Origin of the sequence: Persicitalea sp., from assembly GCF_041751555.1 — a bacterium.
Taxonomy (GTDB): domain Bacteria; phylum Bacteroidota; class Bacteroidia; order Cytophagales; family Spirosomataceae; genus Persicitalea.
On sequence record NZ_JBGSXF010000326.1, the window covers coordinates 1 to 4,307 of the forward strand.

3 protein-coding genes are annotated in these 4,307 nt (G+C 56.2%); 1 reads left to right on the forward strand and 2 read right to left on the reverse strand.

The window, feature by feature from the left end; genetic code table 11:
- Window positions 1–374: 374 nt before the first annotated feature.
- On the forward strand, window positions 375–1,499 hold the full coding sequence (locus ACEW8P_RS11695) for an endonuclease/exonuclease/phosphatase family protein (protein WP_373513262.1): 1,125 nt from the start codon (window positions 375–377) through the stop codon (window positions 1,497–1,499).
- Window positions 1,500–1,650: 151 nt separating this feature from the next.
- Here ACEW8P_RS11695 and ACEW8P_RS11700 read toward each other — a convergent pair whose 3' ends face one another.
- Complete coding sequence (locus tag ACEW8P_RS11700) at window positions 1,651–2,388, reverse strand: SOS response-associated peptidase (RefSeq protein WP_373513263.1); 738 nt, start codon at window positions 2,386–2,388, stop codon at window positions 1,651–1,653.
- Window positions 2,389–2,474: 86 nt separating this feature from the next.
- Window positions 2,475–4,307 (reverse strand): bifunctional YncE family protein/alkaline phosphatase family protein (locus ACEW8P_RS11705; protein ID WP_373513264.1); only part of this gene is annotated, 1,833 nt, incomplete at its 5' end.

Genomic DNA, 4,307 nt, shown 5'->3' on the forward strand with positions numbered 1-4,307 from the left:
ATAGGTGCAGAGCTGGTAACGCGGCCAGAGCGGGCCGACAATCTATTGCATAATACTCTGATTATTAGACATTTTCACAACATTTTTTCGATTTTCATAAGCTATCTTATGTTAAATACAGTCTCCAAAGTAAGGGGCCGAAGGGGCGTCTGAACCTTCCTTGAAAGGAGTCATTCGACACCTGTCTGGGATAATCTGATTAAGCGGTATGCACAGCTTGCGGTTTTTTTGTAATATTTGGTTTCCAGAATACTCGGGACTTCCTCAGCCCAGCGGCAAATGCATTTAGAGTTAAGGAAGGACGGCAACGGCCTTGTTCGCCTCTGCCACGCCAAAGAATCACCGGCTGACAGACACACTCAACCAAACCGATTATGCCTTTCTACCAAAAAATCAACACGAAAACTCAGGAAGGGAGAAGAACCGTCGACCGGCTGCTCAAACTCCGGCAAAAGCTGAAAGCTGAAATCCCGGAGAAAAAGCTGGAGAGCAACCTGCTGCTGGCCACCTGGAACATCCGTGAATTCGACTCGCCCGCCTACGGCAAGCGCTCGCTGGAAGCCTTCCATTACATCGCCGAGGTAATCTCCAAATTCGACATCGTGGCCATCCAGGAGGTCAGGGAGGATCTGGAAGCCTTGGAAAGACTAATGGGCATCCTGGGTGGCTACTGGTCCTATATGTTCACGGATGTCACTGAGGGCAGGCCCGGAAACGGCGAACGGCTCGCCTTTGTCTTCGACACCCGCAAGGTGAAGTTCGGGGGGCTTTCGGGCGAGATGGTGCTGCCCGCCTTCGAGGACAAAGACCCGCAGACGGGCCAGACTATTTACCGCCCCATCCGGCAGTTGGCCCGGACACCCTACCTCTGCGGCTTTAAGGCCGGGTGGACGACATTTCTGCTGGCTACAGTCCACATCCTGTATGGCAACAGTGCAAAAAACGACCCCAACCGGGTGGAGGAGATCAGGAGCCTGGCCGACACGATGGCCAAAAGGGCCAGCAACAGGCACGAGTGGTCGAACAACATCATACTTTTGGGGGATTTCAACATCTTCAGTCCTGAGGACGAGACCATGGAGGCTATTACCGGGGCGGGCTTCCTCATTCCGGAGGAACTGCAGTCCCTGCCCTCAAACGCACTGAAGAACAAATTCTACGACCAGATTGCCTTCAAGGTCAGGCCCCACCGTTTCGAGACCACGGGCAATGCCGGCGTCTTCGACTACTTCCAGGCCGTGTACCGGACAGAGGACGAGGCCGAGTATGCCGGGGCGATGGGGGAAAGATATCTGAAGACCGCCGATGGCAAAGACCGGAAGAACCCCAGCAGTTATTACACAACATACTGGCGTACCCACCAGATGTCGGATCACTTGCCCATGTGGGTGGAAATCAAGACAGACCATACCGAAGCCTACCTGACCGAAAAGCTGGTGCCTCCCCAGAAGGCAGAAGAGGAGATTGCTGAAACGCCGACTGAGGAAGCTGACGATTGAACAATCCAAACCCCTCAGGTGGGGCAGTAGAATTGGGGTGGAAAGTTTGCACATCCTGTTTAGTTCGTTCAAAACATGGGCTGCGGAATAAGGCAGGGACGTCGGAAAAACAAAACATCTGGCTTGCCAGCAGAATGCGATATGAAACCCGTCAATCAAAACCCTTCATTTCCACGTACTCGTGCAGCTCCAACACCTCCGGCACATCTGTCGGCTCTCTCCGGGACGTTATGCGGCGACTAATAGTGTAAGCTTCCAGCTTTCCTGATTCGTAGGGAATCGTCAGTAGTTCCAGCACTTCCTCTTTTTTCAGCGATTCTTCCAGATAAGCCTTTTCCTGTTCCGGTGTCAGCAGACAGGGCATCCGTTGCTTAGAGTTGTGAATTCGCGCCATCAGTTCGTTGGCAGGCCGCGTAAGCATGGTGTAGGTGGTACGCACCTCGCCCGTTTCGGGGTCGGCCCACTCGTCCCATAATCCCGCGATGCTTACAACCCCTTCTTCCGCGTTGTTAGGATAAATGTAGAACGGGTATTTCTTCTTGCCCACGGTATGCCACTCGAAAAGTCCCGACACCGGTATCAGGCAACGTCGCCCCGCCCCGGCGGCTGACCGAAAGGCGGGCTTTTCAAACATCGTCTCGTAGCGGCAGTTGATCGTCATCGACCTCAGCTTTTTCGCGTCCGGCGCGGCCTTTGTCCAATGGGGAATTAAACCCCATTCCAGCAGCGAGAGCACTTTTGGCTGCTGAACCGTGACGAGCGGCCAGGCCGGAACGCTGTATGCATTGGCGTGAATGACGGGCTGCCAATCCTTCCCTTCCTCCAAATTGGCTCCGTAACGAGCTTTGAGGGCGGGCTGCGGTACATTGAGTGAGGTATGGTAGCACATGTTTATTAGTTTTTTGTTCCAAATAAACGTTCAATTTAGCGAAGGCACTACGCACGAACAAGATTCTCCCCAACCCTAAATACCATTCAGTCATCGTCCCCCTCAGCCGCCAGCACGAAGGCGCTGCGCCGGGGTGCGGGTACCTGGAAGTCCTCGCCCTTTAAGCCCTTCCACAGGATTTCGTTGAAAACCCGGTCGTCGATGCGATCCACATCCGTGAAATCCAGCTTTTCTGAACGCTTCGCGCTGGGCGTGAGCGCCAGGTTGACGGTACCGAGGTCAATATTGGCCGGAACCGTCGTGTAAGGGGTGGCGTCCACTAGGGCCGTGAAACTGCGGAACATCGGCGTGGCGGCGGCGTCGTACTGCGTCATGGGCGGCAGACCCAGAATCAGCTCCATCGTGCGCAGCATTCCCGAAGTGGAGTACATGGTGTGGTCGATTGACTTCCTTTTGACATAAGGACTCACCACCAACACGTTGGATCGATGCGCATCCACATGGTCGGGGCCGTTCTGGGCGTCGTCCTCCACGACGAAAACGGCGGTTTGCGACCAGATGGGACTCCGGCTGAGGTGTTCCACCAGCATCCCGACGGCCAGGTCGTTGTCGGCCACGCAGGCGTAGGGCGTGGGCCGCCCCACGGCCAGCCCCTGCGTGTGGTCGGCCCCCAAGCGGATGGAGTTGAAGGCGGGTACGGCCCCGGCCACCAGCAGCGAGTCGAAATCCCGTTTCCACTGGTTCACGCGCGTGGTGTCCCGCACGTTCTGCTTGTAATAGGTATCGAAATAGGAACAGACGTGGGCAGCATCCAGGGCCGGGATGTTGCCCTTGTTGGTGTCCACAAACACCCCGTAGCTGCGGTAGCTGACGCCCGCCTTTTTGCAGAAATCCCACAGGTACCCCTCCTTGTTGTTGGCCACGCCCCGGCGTCCCATGCCCTCGGTCACACCGCCCCGGCGGCCGTAGCCCGTGGGCCAGGTTTTCTCGAGGTAGTCGTTGGCGTGGGCGCCCAGGCTCCAGTTGTGGCCGTCGGCACTCACCTCGGCATCGACGTAGAAATTGTCCATCAGCACGTACTCCCGCGCCAGCTTGTGCTGGTTGGGTGTGTACTTCTCGCCGAAAATACATAGAGTGGAGTCGCCGTTGCCCTCGGGCATATCGCCGAACACCTGGTCGTAGGTGCGGTTTTCTTTGATGATGTAAAAAACGTACTTGATCGGCGAGGGGTCGCCCACCTTCATCGGGATGGGATTCCCCTTCTCCCCTTCCGTGATTAGCTCTCGCTCTTTCCTGTAGGGCGTGTTGGCGTACACTTTTTTGGAATAAACCGCCAGTTCATCCTCATCCGGCGTGTCGATGACGCTCAGGCTTCCCTGCATCAGACTGCCGATGTACTGCAAGCGGTTGTTGGCCTTGGGAAGTTCGCCCAGGTGCGACTCCGACCGCACTTCGGGACTGACCGGCTGCGGCCCCAGCGGGTTGGCGAACGAGGTGAATCCTTTGCCGTTAGCCACGTATATCCGCTTGCCCGAAACCCGGACGCTGGTAGGATACCAGCCTACTGGAATGAAGCCTTTCGAGCGGCTGTCGCCCGGTTCGCTCAGGTCGAAGACGGCCAGCGAGTTGTTGTCGGCATTGGCGACGTAGAGCGTTTTTTCGTCGGTCGAAAGCGCCAGGCCGTTCGTCACTGTTCCCGAGGGTGAATCGGGGTAGAGGGCGGCGTTAAGAACTTCCACCACCCGTTTTTGACGCGTGTCGATGACCGACACGCTATTGTCCCCGGCGTTGGCCACGAACAGGAACGAGCCTTTTTTGTTCATAATCAACTCATTGGGATTGGTACCGACATCAATGGTGCTGGTTATCTTTCTCGTATTCGTGTCGAAAATCCCGACCTGCTTGCCGCCCCAGTACGA